The sequence below is a fragment of the Nocardioides fonticola genome (assembly GCF_039536805.1).
Classification (GTDB): domain Bacteria; phylum Actinomycetota; class Actinomycetes; order Propionibacteriales; family Nocardioidaceae; genus Nocardioides; species Nocardioides fonticola.
The window spans coordinates 38,642-53,511 of the sequence record NZ_BAAAZH010000021.1; the positions used below are offsets into that span (position 1 = coordinate 38,642).

General features: G+C 69.0%; 14 protein-coding genes. 1 reads left to right on the forward strand and 13 read right to left on the reverse strand.

From position 1 onward, the window contains the following. Positions 1 to 268: 268 nt before the first annotated feature. The 13 genes from ABD671_RS14495 to rplJ form a co-directional block, all read right to left on the reverse strand. Positions 269 to 1,096 carry a DnaJ domain-containing protein gene (locus ABD671_RS14495; RefSeq protein WP_344734134.1) on the reverse strand — a complete coding sequence of 276 codons (828 nt, stop codon included), beginning with the start codon at positions 1,094 to 1,096 and terminating at the stop codon, positions 269 to 271. Next, the gene (locus ABD671_RS14500; RefSeq protein WP_344734135.1) at positions 1,093 to 1,686 is read right to left on the reverse strand and encodes a hypothetical protein; all 594 of its coding nucleotides are present in this window, start codon (positions 1,684 to 1,686) and stop codon (positions 1,093 to 1,095) included. The genes ABD671_RS14495 and ABD671_RS14500 overlap by 4 nt, the downstream gene beginning before the upstream one ends. A gap of 59 nt (positions 1,687 to 1,745) precedes the next feature. Next, entirely contained in the window at positions 1,746 to 3,044 is a 1,299-nt protein-coding gene (locus ABD671_RS14505) for an MCE family protein (protein WP_344734136.1), read from the reverse strand. After that, the gene (locus tag ABD671_RS14510) at positions 3,041 to 4,501 is read right to left on the reverse strand and encodes an MCE family protein (protein ID WP_344734137.1); all 1,461 of its coding nucleotides are present in this window, start codon (positions 4,499 to 4,501) and stop codon (positions 3,041 to 3,043) included. Before ABD671_RS14510 ends, ABD671_RS14505 begins: the two co-directional genes overlap by 4 nt. Continuing rightward, the gene (locus ABD671_RS14515) at positions 4,498 to 5,643 is read right to left on the reverse strand and encodes an MCE family protein (RefSeq protein ID WP_344734138.1); all 1,146 of its coding nucleotides are present in this window, start codon (positions 5,641 to 5,643) and stop codon (positions 4,498 to 4,500) included. Before ABD671_RS14515 ends, ABD671_RS14510 begins: the two co-directional genes overlap by 4 nt. Continuing rightward, the gene (locus ABD671_RS14520) at positions 5,640 to 6,620 is read right to left on the reverse strand and encodes an MCE family protein (protein WP_344734139.1); all 981 of its coding nucleotides are present in this window, start codon (positions 6,618 to 6,620) and stop codon (positions 5,640 to 5,642) included. The genes ABD671_RS14515 and ABD671_RS14520 overlap by 4 nt, the downstream gene beginning before the upstream one ends. A gap of 55 nt (positions 6,621 to 6,675) precedes the next feature. Continuing rightward, positions 6,676 to 7,734, reverse strand: coding sequence for an MCE family protein (locus tag ABD671_RS14525; protein WP_344734140.1), 1,059 nt, complete (start codon positions 7,732 to 7,734; stop codon positions 6,676 to 6,678). Between the two features lie 64 nt (positions 7,735 to 7,798). Beyond that, positions 7,799 to 9,097 (reverse strand): MCE family protein, encoded by a 1,299-nt coding sequence (locus ABD671_RS14530; RefSeq protein WP_344734179.1) that lies wholly within the window; start codon positions 9,095 to 9,097, stop codon positions 7,799 to 7,801. A gap of 2 nt (positions 9,098 to 9,099) precedes the next feature. Then, positions 9,100 to 9,927 (reverse strand): MlaE family ABC transporter permease, encoded by an 828-nt coding sequence (locus ABD671_RS14535; protein WP_344734141.1) that lies wholly within the window; start codon positions 9,925 to 9,927, stop codon positions 9,100 to 9,102. A gap of 3 nt (positions 9,928 to 9,930) precedes the next feature. Then, complete coding sequence (locus ABD671_RS14540; RefSeq protein ID WP_344734142.1) at positions 9,931 to 10,716, reverse strand: MlaE family ABC transporter permease; 786 nt, start codon at positions 10,714 to 10,716, stop codon at positions 9,931 to 9,933. A gap of 13 nt (positions 10,717 to 10,729) precedes the next feature. Beyond that, positions 10,730 to 11,686, reverse strand: a complete 957-nt coding sequence (locus tag ABD671_RS14545) for an ABC transporter ATP-binding protein (RefSeq protein ID WP_344734143.1) — start codon at positions 11,684 to 11,686, stop codon at positions 10,730 to 10,732. A gap of 333 nt (positions 11,687 to 12,019) precedes the next feature. After that, complete coding sequence (gene rplL / locus ABD671_RS14550) at positions 12,020 to 12,412, reverse strand: 50S ribosomal protein L7/L12 (protein WP_344734144.1); 393 nt, start codon at positions 12,410 to 12,412, stop codon at positions 12,020 to 12,022. Positions 12,413 to 12,502: 90 nt separating this feature from the next. Beyond that, positions 12,503 to 13,189, reverse strand: a complete 687-nt coding sequence (gene rplJ, locus ABD671_RS14555) for a 50S ribosomal protein L10 (RefSeq protein ID WP_344734145.1) — start codon at positions 13,187 to 13,189, stop codon at positions 12,503 to 12,505. A 314-nt stretch (positions 13,190 to 13,503) separates the two neighbouring features. Between rplJ and ABD671_RS14560 the strand changes: the two genes are divergently transcribed. Further along, entirely contained in the window at positions 13,504 to 14,790 is a 1,287-nt protein-coding gene (locus tag ABD671_RS14560; RefSeq protein WP_344734146.1) for an aspartate aminotransferase type Ic, read from the forward strand. The last annotated feature ends 80 nt before the right edge of the window (positions 14,791 to 14,870 follow it).

Below are 14,870 nucleotides of genomic sequence, written 5' to 3' on the forward strand. Positions count from 1 at the left end.
CATCGACGGCGTCGCCCCCCACACCGGAGCCACCGGTCGGCTACGGGCATCTGAGGGCAGACGCAAAGCGCCACGGTACCCGAGATCCGGGCACGCATCAACCTCAGCCCCGAAGGGTTGCGACGATGATGACCCCCGGGCGGGCCCGGGTCAAGCACTTCCGCACAGGTGGCGCCCGGGCGGATGTCACACCGGCGCGGGTGCGCGACGGCTCGGCCGCCGCCCGCAGCACGGGCTCAGGCCGGGCCCAGCACCGGCCAGCACGGGTTCAGGAGGTCGCGAGGTCGTCGACGAGCCAGTCGCCGCCCTCGCGGACCATCGTCACCGTGACCTGGTCCTTGAACACCACGGGGGCGCTGGTGCGCTTGTTGGAGGTGGGGCGGTTGACGAAGACGAGCACCTCGACGCGGTCGGGACCGGTGCGCACGATGCCGGCGTCGATCACCTCGGCGCTCACCACCGCCTTCAGGCCGGGGGCGTTCTCCTTGACCACGGCGAAGGTCTGGTCGTACTGCTTCTGGTAGCTCGCCGTCATGTAGGTGCGGGCGGCCGCGGCGTCCTCGTCGAGGTGGCGGTAGTCGTAGCTCAGCACCGGGGCGATGGCGCGGACGGCGGCCTGCTCGGCCTGGTCGGCCGCGGCGTCGTCGATCGTGTTCGAGGAGCCGCCGGTGAAACCGAGGACGACCGCGGTCACGAAGAGGGCGATCGCCGCCACCCCGGCCACGAGCAGGGCCCAGGTGGGGACGCCGCGGCTGCGCACGACCGACGGCGCGTCCGCGCCCGGGTCGTCGATGCCGGTGCCGGCACGCGGGGCGGCGACGGCGACCGGCGGGGCCTCCTTCGCGGGGACGGCGGCGGCGTCCTCGTCGGCCTGGCCCGGCTCGGCAGCAAGGTCGTAAGCGAGGTCCGCAGCGAGGGCGGCGTCGTGCTGCGCGCGTCGGTCGGGGTCGAGGAGCACCTCGGCCGCCTGGTTGAGCGCGCGGAAGCGGCGGTCACCGGGATCGAGGTCGGCGATGGCCGTGCGCCAGGCGGCCCGGATCTCCTCGGCGTCGGCGCTCGGCTCGACGCCCAGGACGTCGTACCAGCTCGGGGTCACTGGCCGGCCCCCTGCGAGGCGGGTGCCGACGAGGCGGGCAGGGACGGGGAGGCGGGCGCCGACGGCGAGGTGCCGGTGGACCCGTCGTCGGCGACCCCGGTCACCGGGGAGAAGTCGTCGACGATCCACTTGCCGCCGATCTTCACGACGCTCACCGCCACCCGGAAGGGCGCCGGCTCGTCGTCCACCGTCTTTCCCTTCTTGTTCTTGTACGAGTTGGTGAAAGAGCCCGCGACCAGCACCGTGGCGGAGTCCTGGTCGAGGTCGGCGACCCCGGTGGCGAAGACGTCGGCGGTGCGGGTGAGCCCCGCCTTGGCCGTCTGCTCCGCGATCGTCACGCTCTGGTCGAAGGAGGCCTGGAACTTCGGCGTGATCAGGGCGGTGACGTCGCTGCGGTACTGCGGCATCTGGCCCTTGTCGTCGAGCAGCGCTGGCCCGTAGTTGTTGATCGCCAGCATGAACCGCCGCGCCACGCTCATCACCTCGTCGCGCTGCGGCTGGCTGACCGTGCCCTCGCCGCGTCCGGCGACGATCGCCGCCAGCGCGCCGCCCGACCCGAGCGCGATCACGATCAGGACGATCAGCAGCACCAGCCGGAACCGCGGCGAACGCGGGCCCCGGGCCGTACCGACGGGAGAGGTCTCCCCGCTCACTTCCGAGCCGTCAGGGGCTGGAGGAACAACCACTTCCACGCATCCTTCCCGAGCGTCGCCGGAGCCACGCTACCGGTGGACGCGTACCGGGCCGTCGTGGGGTCCTGCGCCGGGTCGCCCCAGTGCAGCTTGCCCGTGGCGGGGTCGTAGGAGGCCACCGTCGGCGAGTACCCGGGCGCGACGCGCGGCAGGGTGAGGTTCTGGACGCCGCGCGGGTCGCTCTTGGTGATCGGGTCGGCACACTTCACTGCCGTGTTCATGGGCCGGTTGCTGCCGTCCTGCGGAGGCCGCTTCTTGGTGCTCTCGTACCCGTTCGTGCAGACCGGGTTGTTGGTGATGATCAGACCGAAGTGCGCGTCGTAGAGACCGGTGTCCGGGGACTTCGAGACCACCGTGAAGCTGCCCTCGACCACGTAGGGGTAGATCACGAGGAACTGCTCGATGCCCGGGATGTTCGCCACGACCACCTTGCCGGTGGTGACCAGGTTGTTGATGAGGTCGCCCAACTCCACCTGGTTGTCCTGGAGGAAGGTGCGCAGCTCGATCGCGGCCGTCGAGCCGTTGTCGATCAGGCGGCGCAGATCCGGGTCGGCGCCGGCGAGCACCGCGCTGAACTGGGAGAGCTGGCTGGCGAAGGTCTTGATGGCGCTCGTCTGGTCGACCTGCGTGCGCAGGACGACGTTGCTGTCGCGGATCAGCGCGGCCGTCGTGTCGAAGTTGTCGTTCGCGGTCTGGAGGAACGACGTGCCGGTGTCGATGAGGCGCTGGAGGTCCTTGCCCGTGCCCGCGAACGCCTTGCCGAGCTCGCCGATCGTCGTGCTCAACGCGTCGCGGTCGACCGAGGAGACGGTCGTGCTGATGTCGGCGAGCAGCTTCTCGGTCGGCAACGGCGTCCGGGTGTCGGCGACGGCGATCTCGGAGTCGTTCTCGAGGTACGGCTTCTCGTCGGTCTGCGGCTGGAGCTCGAGGTACTGCTCGCCGACCGCCGAACGGTTGCCGACGACCGCGAGGGTGTCGGCCGGGATGGTGTCGTAGCTGTTCTCGATGTCGAGGTAGGCGTCGACGCCGTCGTCGGTGAGGACCAGCTTGGAGACCCGGCCGATCTCGACGCCGCGGTAGGTGACCTCGCCACCGGCGAAGAGACCGCCGGAGCTGGCGAGGTGGACGACCACGGTGTAGCTGGGGTCGTAGACGAGTCGGGTCAGCCGGGCGTACTTCGCGCCGACGTAGCTCACGCCGAGCAGCGTGATGACCAGGAAGACCAGGAGCTGGATCTTCGTGCGCCGCGTGATCACTTGACCACCATCCCCGGGACGAGCAGCTTGACGAGGGCCGGGTCGTAGACCTGGGTGAGCTGACGCAGGGTCGGCCCCTTCTTCGGATCGACGTAGCCCATGCCGGGTCGGCCGAGGCCGAGTCCGCCGAGCGCTCCCCCGATGAGGTTGCCCAGACCGCCGAGCGAGAGGCCGTCGCCGGAGGCGTTGGCGCCCAGTCCCGGGAGACCCGGGATGCCGGGCAGACCCGGGATCTGGTTGATGATCGTGCAGACGACCGCGTTCGCGTTGGAGGGCTTCGCGCACTCCTTCTTCAGGTTCAGCAGGCCCTGCACGTTGCCGAGCACCTTCACGCACGCGGCGCTGGCGATGTTGCCGCTGGCGATGCACTGCAGCACGTTGTTGAGCACCACGGTCGGCGCCAGGGACGTCGGCAGCAGCGTGGGCAGGCTGGTCGGGATGCCGGTGATGCCGCCCGACAGGTCGAGGTCGAGCTCGACGGACAGGTTCGTGTAGTCGCCCATGTGCAGGTTGCGGGCGACCTGCGGGTCGCGGCCGACGACCTCGTCGACGAACGGGAAGGTCAGGAAGGTGCTGAAGGCCTTCACGAAGGAGTCGCCCGCGTTCGCCAGCTCGGTGAGCGTCGGCTGCAGCTGGCGGATGGTCTCGATCGTGGAGTCCTTGGCCGCCGAGATGACCCGGACACCGACGTCGCCGAGACGGTTGAGCGACTGGAGCATCTTGACGAGGTCGTCGCGCTGCCGGTCGAGCGAGCGCAGGGCGCTGGGCAGCTCATCGAGCGCGCTGTTGATCGAGCCCTGCTGCTGCTTGGCCGAGACCGAGAGCCGGTTGAGCGACTCGATCGCGTCGACGATGTCGGCCTTGTTGTCGTCGAGCGTGCGGGTGAAGCCCTCGATCTGGTTGAGCACCGAGCGGGCGGAGTCCTCACGGCCGTCGAGGGTCTTGTTGAGCTCCTGGACGATCGTCTTCAGCTGGGCGACGCCGCCGCCGTTGAGGACCAGGCTGAGCGCGCCGAAGACCTCCTCGACCTCCGGGTTGCGACCCGTCCGCTCGAGCGGGATGTTGTCGCCGTCGGAGAGCCGGTTGTCGTCGGCACCCGCGAGCGGCGGCGAGAGCGAGACGAACTTCTCGCCGAGCAGGCTGGTCTGGCGGATGTCCGCGATCGCGTTGTCCGGCAGGTCGACGGAGTTGCGCAGCTTCATCGTGACCTTGGCCAGGTAGCCGTCGAGGTCGACCGAGGTGACCTCGCCGACCGTGACGTCGTCGACCTTGACCGTCGACTTCGGCACCAGGTCGAGGACGTCGCGGAACTCCGCGGTCACCGTGATCGGGTTCGAGCCGACGTCGGCGCCGCCCGGAAGCGGAAGGTCGTAGACGTCGGCCTTGCAGCCGCTGAGCAGGAACGCGCCGACGACGGCGGCGGTCACGACGCGCGCGAGGCGCCGGGTGCGGGTCATCGGGTCGCCTCCACGAGTCCACCGAGCGTGGGGTCGAACCGGTCGCGAGCCGCGGCCGCGGAGCCGCCGAGCGCGCCCGGGCGACCGAGCACGCCCTGCGCGAGCTTGCACAGGGAGCCGGTCTTGTCGATCTGGCCGAGGATGGTGCACAGGACCAGCGAGGGGTCGCTGACGGCCTGGTTGCCGAGCTGGGTGACGTTCGCGTTGGTATCGAGCGTGCCGGACTCGGGGTTGTAGGTCAGGGCCAGGTTGTTCAGGGCGAGCGGACCGGCCTTGAGAGCCTCGTCGAGCTCGCCGCGACGCTTGACCAGCACCTTGGCCACGCGGTTGAGCGCGGTGATGTCACGGCCCAGCACCGCCCGGTTGTCCGAGACGAAGCCGGAGACCTGCTCGAGGGCGACGCCGAGGTTCTTCAGCGCGGCGGCCAGCTCCTGACGCTCACCCGACAGCTCGGTGCTGACGCCGGCGAGGGAGTCGCTGAACCTCCGCACGGTGGTGTCGTTGTCGGCGAGCGTCTTGACGAACCGACCGAGAGCCGCGGTGGAGCCGAAGAGCTCCTCCTTGTTGTCGTTCAAGGTGGCCGAGAGCTGGGAGAAGTTCTTGATCGTCTGGTTGACCTTCTCGCCCTGGCCGCCGAAGTTGCGGGCCGTGGTCTCGAGCAGGTCGGTCAGCGCGCCCGTGGAGTTCGCACCGTTGGGGCCCAGCGCGACCGTCAGGTTGTCGAGGCTCGAGTAGATGTCGTCGAGCTCGAGCGGGACCGCGGTGCGGTCCTCGCCGAGGACGGTGCCGTTGGCGAGCTGGTCGCCCTCGCGGTAGACCGGGGTGAGCTGCACGTAGCGGTCGCCGACGATCGAGGGCGCGATGATGACGGCCTTGGCGTCCGCCGGCACCTTGACGTCCGAGCGGTAGCTCATCTTCACCACGACGTCGGTGCCGGACGGCGTCACGGAGTCGACCGTGCCGACCGGCACGCCGAGCACCCGGACGTCGCTGCCGACGTAGATCGAGACCGTGCGCGGGAAGAGGGCGGTCAGGGTCTTGGTGTCCTGGCCTCCGAAGACGGTGACGGCGGCGCCGACGACGAGCGCCAGCACCACGATCGGGACGGCGGCCGAGCGCAGCAGGGCGAGCGCGCGGGTCATCCGATACCACCTCCGTTGGCGAGGTCGGGGATCGCGGCGAGGTTCTGGATGTAGGTGTCGAACCAGGGGCCGTTGCCCAGCGTGCTGGCGAAGACCCGGTAGAAGGGCGCCAGGAGTCGCAGGGAGTTGTCGAGGTTGTCCTCGTTCTTGTTCAGCACGGCCAGCACCCGCTCGAAGTTCTCCAGCGCCGGCTTGATGTCGGCCTTGGTGCCCTTGACGAGCGCCGTGAGCTCGGTCGAGATCTGCGAGGTCGACACGAGCAGGCGGTGCACCGCCTCGCGACGGGCGATCAGCGCCCGGAAGAGGACGTCGGAGTCCTTCATCAGGCCGATGATGTCCTGGTCGCGGGCGTCGAGGACGCCGCTCACCTTCTGCAGGTTCTTCAGCAGCGTGTTGATCTGGTCGTTCTTCGCGGCGATGTTCGAGGACAGCGCCGAGACGCCCTGGAGGGCCGACTGGAAGGCCTGCGGGGTGTTGCGGGTGAGGTCGGCCAGCGTGGTCAGCGACTTCGCGAGCTGGTCGGTGTCGATCTTCGAGGAGGTCTCGGCCAGTCCGCTGAAGGCGTCGACGACGTCGTAGGGCGAGCTGGTGCGCTCGACCGGGATCTCGGCCCCCTTCGCCAGCTGGCCACTGCCGCCCGGGTCGAGGGAGACGTACATCGAGCCGAGGAGGGTGGCGACCTTGATGTCGGCGCGGGTCTCGTCGCCGAAGTCGGCGTCGGTCTTGATGCGCATGCCGACCTTCACGGTCTCGCCGTCGAGTTCGATGCTCGACACCTTGCCCACGCGGACGCCGGCGATGCGCACCGGGTCGTCGACCTTGAGGCCGCCGGCCTCGGAGAAGGCCGCGTAGTAGACGTCGCCACCGCCGATGAGCGGGAGGTCCTGGGCCTTGAAGGCGGTGAGCATGAGCAGCGCGATGACGGCGAAGCTCGCCGCGCCCACCTTGATCGGGTTGCGTTCCCGGAACGGCTTCATCGGTCCACCCCCTCGTGCCTGGTCTCGTGCCTGGTCTCGGTCGCGATGCGCTCGGTCATGACAGATCGCACCGCGCTCCCCCGACGTTGTAGGTGAGCGGGATGGAGGCGCCTCCGGGCAGTCGCACACGGCCCTGGAAGTGGCACAGGTAGAAGTTGAACCACGAGCCGTAGGTGGCGGTGCCGCCGATCTTGTTGAGCTTGATCGGCAGGACCTGCAGGGCCCGGTCGATCTCACCGCGGTTGCGGTAGAGGTTGTCGCTCAGGCGGCGCAGCTGCTTGATGTCCTCGATGAAGGGGTTGCGGATGCCCTTGACGAGGTCGGCGGTCTGGGTCGAGAGCGCGGAGATCTGGTCGAGGCTGTCGAGGATCGGCTGACGGTCGGCCTTCAGGCCCGCGACCAGCTTGCGGAAGCTGAGGATCAGATCCGACAGCTGGTCGTCGCGACGGCCGAGGTTGTCGAGGACGTCGTTGAGGTTGGTGATGAGCGCGCTGATCACCTCGTCGCGGTCGGCGAGGGTGTTGGTCACCGACGCCGTGTTCGCCAGGAGGTCCTGCAGCGTGCCGCCCTCGCCCTGGAAGACCTGGACGACCTCGTAGGACAGCTTGTTGATGTCGGCCGGGCTGAGGGCCTGGAACAGCGGCTTGAATCCGTTGAACAGCACCGTGAGGTCGAGCGCCGGCCGCGTCTTGTCGACGCCGATGACGGTGTCGGGCTTGATCGGCGTGGAGTCCGATCCCTCCTGGGTCAGCGCGATGTAGCGCTGACCGACGAGGTTGCGGTAGCGGATCGTGGCATGCGTGGCCTGGGTCAGCGGCGTCGAGCGCTGGACGCTGATCGTCAGCATCGCCCGGTCGTCGTCGACGATCTTGATGTCCTTCACGCTGCCGACCTTCACGCCGGCGATGCGGACGTCGTCGCCCTTGACCACGCCGGCCGCGTCGACGAACTCCACGCGGTAGTCGTTGCTGCGCTGGAAGGTGAAGTTGCCGATGATCACCACGAGCAGGCTCGTCGCCAGCGCGGTGACGAGCATGAAGACCACCAGCTTCGCGCCGTCGACCGACGTCTTCCGGTCCAGCAGCTTCGGCCGGCTCCCCCGCCGCCCGGTCATCGCGTCACCTCCGCTGGCGCTCCGGTCGCGACGATGGACCGCATGATGATCTCGCTCCGCTCGCTCATCGCAGACTCACCTTCGCGCCGCGGGCCATGGGGGCGACCAGGAGGACGCCGAGGTCGGGGACATCGGAGGCGCTGACCCCGAAGCCGGGGGCCAGGAGCGAGCGCAGCAGGTCGGACTCCTCGGGGCTGCCGGCGTACCCGTCACCGGGCGTGCCGTCACGGAAGTAGTAGGACGGCGCGATGCGCGACGTGCCCTTGCCCGTCGGGCTGTCGACGCCGTCGTCGAAGTCGGGCTGGGAGAGCACGGGGTTGGACTGGCTCCACGGCGGGTTGGGCAGGTGGAGGCAGTTCGGGCCGCGGTTCTCGCCGAAGTGCGGGCGGTCGTTGGCGTTGTACCCGCGCGGCTGGTTCGGCAGCGTCTCCAGGACGATGTGGAGGGTGAATCCGCGGAAGGCCTCGGCCTCGAGCTTGCCGGCGTTGACGATGCCCTGGGAGAGGCAGCTGAACTCGGGGGCGTACTTGGCGAAGACCCGGAACTGCTGCTGCCCGATGTCGCCGAGCTGGATGAGGTTGTCGCCGTTGACGTCGAGGAAGTTCCGCGCGGTGTCGGAGAAGGCCGAGACGTCGGTGAACAGCGCCTGGAGCTTCTGCTCCCGCGCTTCCAGGGTGCCGGTCGTGGTGACGGTGTCGCGCAGGATCTGGCCCACCTGCGGCAGCACCTGGGCGTAGGTGTCGGAGACCTTCGCGGTCAGGCGCAGGTCGTCGACGAGCTGCGGGATCTGCGGGTTGAGGCGCTTGAGGTAGCTGTCGAGCGTCTCGAGGTTCTTGCCGAGCAGCTCGCCGCGTCCCTCCAGGGCGGTGGCCAGGGCATTGAGCGTCATGTTGAGCTCGGCCGGCTGGACGGTGCGCAGCAGCGGGTAGAGGTCGGCGAGGACCTTCTCGACCTCGGTGCTGACGACCGTCTTCTCGATGGTCGCGCCCGGGGCGATGTGGTCGGCGTCGCCGGTCGTCGAGGCCGGCACGAGCGAGACGTACTTCTCGCCGAAGAGGGTCTTCGGGACGATCGAGCCGGTCACGTCGGCCGGGATCAGGCGCAGGTCGGAGGGGTAGATGCCCAGCGTGATGGTGGCGCCGTCGCCGTCGGTGGTGGCGTCGAGCACCTCGCCCACGATGACGCCGCGGATCTTCACATCGGCGCGGGAGGGCAGCTGGAGGCCGATCGAGTCGGTCTTGAGGTAGACCTCGTCGTAGCTGCTGAACTGCTTGGTGAAGATCGCGTAGGTCAGGTAGACCAGGCCGACCAGCAACGCCAGGAAGACGATGCCGAGGGTCTTGAAGCCGCCGAGGAATCGCATCGTCACCCCGCCAATCTCACGGTCGTGGTCGTGCCCCAGATGGCCATCGAGAGGAACAGGTCGATGACGTTGATGGCGACGATGCTGGTACGGACGGCGCGGCCCACCGCGATCCCCACGCCTGCGGGTCCGCCGGAGGCGTTGTAGCCGTGGTAGCAGTGGATCAGAATCACCGTGATGGCGAAGACCAGCACCTTGCCGAACGACCAGAGGACGTCCTGGGGCGGCAGGAACAGCTGGAAGTAGTGGTTGTAGGTGCCCGCGCTCTGCCCGTAGACCTTCGTGACCGTGATGTAGGTGGCGAAGTAGGAGGAGAGCAGGCCGACCACGTAGAGCGGGATGATCGCGATGAGACCGCCGACGATGCGGGTGGTCACGAGGTAGGGCAGCGACGGGATCGCCATGACCTCGAGCGCGTCGACCTCCTCGGAGATCCGCATAGCGCCGAGCTGGGCGGTGAAGCCGCAGCCGACGGTCGCGGCGAGCGCGATGCCGGCGACCAGGGGCGCGATCTCACGGGTGTTGAAGTAGGCCGAGACGAAGCCGCTGAACGCGGCGGTGCCGATCTGGTTGAGGGCCGCGTAGCCCTGGAGACCGACCTCGGTGCCGGTGAAGAAGCACATGGCGGTGATGACGCCGACCGTGCCGCCGATGACCGCCAGCGACCCCGAGCCGAGGGTGACCTCGGCGAGGATCCGCAGGATCTCCTTGTAGTACCGCGTGACGGCACGCGGGGTCCAGGCGAGGGCGCGCAGGAAGAACGCCAACTCCGAACCGAGGTTGTCGAGTGACTTGAGCGGCTTCTCGTAGGCCGCCTTGATGCTTGCCACGGGTCAGCCTGTCTTCGGCGGGAACAACTGGATGTACACGGCGCTGAGGATGAAGTTCACGAGGAACAGCAGCATGAAGGTGATGACGACCGACTCGTTCACGGCGTCGCCCACGCCCTTGGGGCCTCCCCCGGCGTTCATGCCCTTGTAGCAGGCGACGATCGCGGCGATGAGGCCGAAGATGAGAGCCTTCACCATGCCCTGCCACAGGTCGGGCAGCTGGGCCAGGGCGGTGAAGCTGGCGATGTAGGCGCCTGGTGTGCCGTCCTGGAGGATCACGTTGAAGACGTAGCCGCCGGCGACGCCGACGACGCTCACCAGGCCGTTGAGGAACACCGCGACGAGCATGCAGGCCAGCACGCGGGGCACGACGAGCCGCTGGATGGGGTCGATGCCCAGCACCATCATGGCGTCGAGCTCCTCGCGGATCTTGCGTGCGCCGAGGTCTGCTGCGATCGCCGATCCGCCGGCACCGGCGATGAGCAGGGACGTCGCGATGGGCCCGGCCTCGCGGATGACCGCGAGCACCGAGGCCGAGCCGGTGAACGACTGGGCGCCGAACTGCTTGATCAGGCCGCCGACCTGGAGCGCGATGACCGCGCCGAACGGGATGGCGACGAGCGCCGTGGGGATGATCGTCACCGAGGCGATGAACCACGCCTGCTGGACGAACTCGCGGAACTGGAAGGGGCGGCGGAACAGGCCACGGCCGACGTCGAGGCCGAAGGCGAAGAGCTTGCCTGCGGTCCCGACCGGCGCGAGGACGCGCGTCGCGGAGAGGGGTGCCACGATCTGTCCGGCCTCAGTTCCCGCCGGGGGCCATGGTCATGGCCGGGGCGAAGGAACCCGGCGGCGGGGTCACACCGTTCTCCCGACACCACGCACCCGGCTCTCGCTGGCTACGACGCGAGATCCCATTGCTGGGCTCCAACTGCAACGGGATCGGCGGCAACGGCGGCAACTCCTGCCCCGCCTCAGCCGCCAACTCATCCGCGTCCTTCTCCTCGCTCATGCCGATCGGACCCACCCGCTGCGCGTTCAAGAACTGACGCACCACCGGCTCCTCCGAACTCAGCAGCATCTCCCGAGGACCGAACATCGCCAGATGCCGGTGATACAGCAGACCGATGTTGTCCGGCACCGTCCGCGCCGTGTTGATGTCATGGGTCACGATCAAGAACGTCGCATCGATCTGCGCGTTGAGGTCGACGATCAACTGGTTCAAGAACGCCGTGCGCACCGGGTCCAGACCCGAGTCGGGCTCGTCGAACAACACGATCTCCGGATCCAGCACCAACGCCCGCGCCAGACCCGCGCGCTTGCGCATACCACCGGAGATCTCACCGGGCAGCTTGTCCTCCGCACCCAGCAGACCCACCAGATCCATCTTCTCCATCACGATGCGGCGGATCTCGCTCTCGGACTTCCGCGTGTGCTCCCGCAACGGGAACGCGACATTGTCGTAGAGGTTCATCGACCCGAACATCGCACCGTCCTGGAACAACACCCCGAACAGCTTGCGGATCTCGTACAGCTCCTTCTCGCTGCACGAGGCCAGATCGGTGCCCTCGATCACGATCGACCCCCGGTCGGGCTTGAGCAACCCGATGATCGTCTTCAACAACACCGACTTGCCCGTACCCGACGGACCCAGCATCACGCAGATCTCACCAGCGGGAATCGTCAAGGTGACCCCGCCCCAGATCAACTGCTTGCCGAAGCTCTTCGTCAGGTCATCGACCTTGATCTCAACACCCACGAAAAGCTCCCTCAGCTCTCGATGCTCCACACCCGCCCGCCGGCTCGCCTGTGACGGCGCGCACAGGTGCACTGACGAGTAACAACGGTGATCCGGGCGTGAGGTTACGCAACTTTGTCGCCTGCGTCACTCCGACGCCGACAACCGAGACAGCATCGTTGCGAGCAGCCGCGTACAGCCCCTCGACACGCCGTCGACACGCCGTCGACACGCCGTCCGCAGGTCGGGATCGAGGCCGCCGAAGTGCTCTGCGCACCCGGAGACGGCAGAAGGGCGGCTCGTCCGTGGACGAGCCGCCCTTCCGACGGCGTGGGCGTCAGACGACGCCCGGGGTCACTTGAGGGTGACGGAGGCGCCGGCGGCCTCGAGGGCCTCCTTGGCCTTCTCCGCGACGTCCTTGGCAACCTTCTCGAGGATCGGCTTGGGCGCACCCTCGACGAGGTCCTTGGCCTCCTTCAGGCCGAGGGAGGTCAGGGCGCGCACCTCCTTGATGACGTTGATCTTCTTGTCGCCGGCGGCGTCGAGGATGACGTCGAACTCGTCCTGCTCGGCGGCGGCCTCGCCACCGGCAGCGGCGCCACCGGCGGCCGGGGCGGCGGCCACGGCGACGGGAGCGGCGGCGGTGACGCCGAAGGTCTCCTCGAACTGCTTCACGAACTCGGAGAGCTCGATGAGGGTCATCTCCTTGAACGCGTCGAGGAGCTCGTCGGTGCTGAGCTTCGCCATGATGGCGGTTCCTTCCATTCGGTGGCCCCCTCCCGGGCGGGAGGTCGAGGCCGGGGTTTCAGGTGGTGTGGACCGTGGCTGACCGGTGGGTCAGGCCTCGGTGGTGTCGCCCTCGTCGGAGGTCGCGGCAGCCTCGTCGGCGGCCGGGGCCTCGTCGGCGGGGGCCTCGTCCTGCGCCTCGTCGGCAGCAGGGGCGGAGGCCTCCTCGGCGGCGACCGGCTCGGCCGCAGCCGCACCAGCACCACCTGCGAGGATCGAGGGGTCCTCCTGAGCCTTCGCCTCCAGGGCGCCGGCGAGCCGGGCAGCCTGGGCGAGCGGGGCGTTGAGGAGGTAGACGGCCTGGCTCAGCGAGGCGAGCATCGCGCCCGCCAGCTTGCCCAGGAGCACCTCGCGGGACTCCAGATCGGCCAGCTTGGCGATCTCGGAGGCGTCGAGGATGTTGCCGTCCAGAACGCCACCCTTGATGACCAGGGTGGGGTTGGCCTTGGCAAAGTCACGCAGACCCTTGGCGGCCTCGACGACGTCGCCCTTGATGAAGGCGATGGCGGTCGGGCCGGTCAGCAGGTCGTCGAAGCCGTCGATGCCCACCTCGGTGGCGGCGATCTTGGCCAGCGTGTTCTTGACCACGGCGTAGTTGGCGTTCTCACCGAGCGAGCGACGCAGCTCCTGGAGCTGCTTCACGGTGAGACCGCGGTACTCGGTCAGCACGGCACCGGTCGCGTCGTTGAAGGACTCAACGATCTCCGCGACGGCTGCCTGCCTGTCTGCCCGCGCCATGGGTCTCCTTCCGGACTGGGAGACCGTCGCCCGGTCCGGAGACGACGAACGCCCTGAGCGCGGGCTCAGGGCGTGGGTTCCGCGCCGGGCGCGGGACGTGTTCACTGAACCTGCGCAGGCCGTCCGCAGCTGCGGAACCTTCGATCGGTAACTGGCGCTACCGACAACCGGCGGTCTCTGGTTTCACCGAGGATGTTAGGCGGGGCGCCGTGCACCGACCAAATCGGCGGGACGGACGCACCCGAGCACCACGCGCCGTCCCGCTGCGCGGCGGCGACTCCGGGCCGCAGCCGCCGGGATGCGAGGATCGTGCCATGACCACGCGTGTTCCGCTCAGCACCCTGTCGCCCGAGGACCTCGCTGCGTTCCTCGCCGAGAAGCAGGCCGCCTACACGGCCCTGCAGGAGCGCGGGCTGACGCTGGATCTCACGCGTGGGAAGCCCGCTCCCGAGCAGCTCGACCTCGCCGAGGACCTGCTCCGCCTGCCCACCACCCACCTCGACCGCTCGGGCGCCGACGTGCGCAACTACGGAGGTCTCGAGGGTCTGCTCGAGCTGCGGGAGATCTTCGCCGAGCTGCTCGGCGTCGAGGTCGCCCAGCTCATCTGCCAGGGCAACTCCAGCCTGACCCTCATGCACCAGACCGTCACGAACCTGCTTCTCTGGGGCGGCCCCGGCTCGCCCCGGCCGTGGAAGGACGAGGACGTCGTCCGGTTCGTCTGCCCCGTGCCCGGCTACGACCGCCACTTCTCGATGCTCGCCGACTTCGGCATCGAGATGGTGACGGTGCCGATGCACCACGACGGCCCCGACGTCGAGGCCGTGCGCGCCCTGGTCGAGAACGACCCGACGGTCAAGGGCCTGTGGATCGTGCCGACCTACGCCAACCCCTCGGGTGCGGTCTGCTCCCAGGAGGTCGCGGCGGCGCTGATGGCCATGCCGTCGGCCGCCCCCGACTTCCGCATCTTCTGGGACAACGCCTACGCCCTGCACCACCTCACCGAGGAGGAGGTCAAGAGCGCCGACGCCCTCAGCCTCGCGGCCGCCTCGGGCAACCCCGACCGGCCGATCCTGTTCGCCTCGACCTCCAAGATCACCTTCGCCGGCGCCGGCGTGGCGGTCATGGCCATGTCGGAGGCCAACAAGGCCTGGTTCCTCCAGCACCTCGGCATGGCCTCCATCGGCCCCGACAAGGTCAACCACCTGCGCCACGTCGAGTTCTTCGGCGACGCCGAGGGCGTGCGGGCGCACATGCGCAAGCACCGCGACATCATCGCCCCGAAGTTCGCCGCGGTCGACGACGCCCTGACCGCCGAGCTCGAGGGACTGGACATCGCCGAGTGGACCCGTCCGACCGGCGGCTACTTCGTCAACCTCGACGTCCTCGACGGGACGGCGTCCCGCGTCGTCGAGCTGGCCAAGGCCGCCGGCATCGCGCTGACTCCGGCCGGCTCGTCCTTCCCGCTCGGCCAGGACCCCCGCGACCGCAACATCCGCCTCGCGCCCACCTTCCCGACCCTCGGCGAGGTCGAGACCGCGATGGCCGGCGTCGCCACCTGCGTGGCGCTCGCGGCGGCGGAGAAGCTGAGCGGGCAGGACTGAGGGGTCGGGAGTCTCCCCGGTCAGCCGGGGAGACTCCCGCGGGTCCCCCCGAACGCCACGAGGGGCGGTGACCGGATCAG

Coding starts and splice junctions, on each gene's coding strand:
- ABD671_RS14510 (WP_344734137.1), bottom strand. CDS start 4,501: ATGACCCGCACCCGGCGCCTCGCGCGCGTCGTGACCGCCGCCGTCGTC.
- ABD671_RS14515 (WP_344734138.1), bottom strand. CDS start 5,643: ATGACCCGCGCGCTCGCCCTGCTGCGCTCGGCCGCCGTCCCGATCGTG.
- ABD671_RS14520 (WP_344734139.1), bottom strand. CDS start 6,620: ATGAAGCCGTTCCGGGAACGCAACCCGATCAAGGTGGGCGCGGCGAGC.
- ABD671_RS14525 (WP_344734140.1), bottom strand. CDS start 7,734: ATGACCGGGCGGCGGGGGAGCCGGCCGAAGCTGCTGGACCGGAAGACG.
- ABD671_RS14530 (WP_344734179.1), bottom strand. CDS start 9,097: ATGCGATTCCTCGGCGGCTTCAAGACCCTCGGCATCGTCTTCCTGGCG.
- rplL (WP_344734144.1), bottom strand. CDS start 12,412: ATGGCGAAGCTCAGCACCGACGAGCTCCTCGACGCGTTCAAGGAGATG.
- rplJ (WP_344734145.1), bottom strand. CDS start 13,189: ATGGCGCGGGCAGACAGGCAGGCAGCCGTCGCGGAGATCGTTGAGTCC.
- ABD671_RS14560 (WP_344734146.1), top strand. CDS start 13,504: ATGACCACGCGTGTTCCGCTCAGCACCCTGTCGCCCGAGGACCTCGCT.